This window comes from Methylorubrum podarium, from assembly GCF_022179745.1.
Taxonomy (GTDB): Bacteria; Pseudomonadota; Alphaproteobacteria; order Rhizobiales; family Beijerinckiaceae; genus Methylobacterium; species Methylobacterium podarium.
In genome coordinates, this window is the sequence record NZ_BPRD01000612.1 from 1 (window position 1) to 1,167 (window position 1,167).

Below are 1,167 nucleotides of genomic sequence, written 5' to 3' on the forward strand. Positions count from 1 at the left end.
CCGCCGACCTCGTCGAGCGCAAGGCCTGGGACGCCTACCAGACCGCCTTCGACGACGCGCTTGCCCGCTGCTCGACGCCCTACGCCCCCTGGCACGTGGTGCCGGCCAACCGGAAGTGGGCCCGCAACGTCATGGTCGCCAAGACCATCGCCGACACGCTGGAGGCGATGGACCCGCGCTTCCCCGACCCGCCCAAGGGGCTGAAGGGCATCAAGGTGCCGGATTGAGGCCGAGCCCGCCCAATTTGCCTTCCCGAATCGGTAGCTGGGCGGTCTAGTTCCACACCCGCCGAGGCTTGAGGGAAAGCACCGATGCCGGTGGTTCGGGAGATCGAGGCGGCCGGGTATCGCTCCCTGAGGAGCATCCGTTTCCCGGTCGGCCCGCTCTCGGTCTTCGTCGGCGGCAACGGCACCGGCAAGACCAACCTCTACCGCGCCCTCGCCCTGCTCCAGGCGGCCGCCTCCGGCACGCTGACGCGGGTGCTCGCCGCCGAGGGCGGCATGGACTCGGTTCTCTGGGCCGGCCCGCGCCGCAAGGCCGAGCCGGCGCGGGTTCGGCTCTCCGCCGAACTGTCCGACGAGGCCACGGGCCAGAGCTACAGCTACGCCGTCGAGATCGGGATCCCGCCGCCGGTGACGGCGGCGGCCTTCGCCCTGGAGCCGCAGGTGAAGACCGAGCGCCTCACCGTGCAGACCGGCGCGCGTCCGGTCACGGTGCTCGACCGCGACGGGCCGGCGGGCTTCGTGCGCGACGAGGAGGGCCGCAAGCGCCCCCTCGGCGTGAGCCTGCTGCCGACCGAGACGGCGCTCGCCGCGCTTCAGGACGCGGTGCGCTTTCCCGAACTGCAGATCGTGCGGCAGGCCTTCGGCGCGTGGCGCTTCTATCACGACGTGCGCACCGATGCGGGCTCGCCGCTGCGCCGCCCCTGCCTCGCGGTGACGACGCCGACCCTGGCCTCGGACGGTGCCGACCTCGCCGCCGTCCTCGCCACCCTCGCCCATATCCGCGGCGACACCGCCGACCTCGACGGAGCGTTCGCCGACGCCTTTCCCGCGCTTCGGATACTCCGAGAAGATCACGCCGAACCGCGCCTCGCGCGCCGGCGGCGGGATCACGAGGCGGGCGCCGGGAAAGGCGTCGGCGAACGCTCCGTCGAGGTCGGCGGTG

1 protein-coding gene and 1 pseudogene are annotated in these 1,167 nt (G+C 72.9%); both read left to right on the forward strand.

Annotated features, from left to right (window positions below):
• Positions 1-227: pseudogene (locus tag MFF42_RS24680) on the forward strand (polyphosphate kinase 2 family protein); the annotation flags it as partial.
• Positions 228-311: 84 nt separating this feature from the next.
• On the forward strand, positions 312-1,167 hold an 856-nt coding region (locus tag MFF42_RS24685), incomplete at its 3' end, for an AAA family ATPase (RefSeq protein ID WP_238258578.1).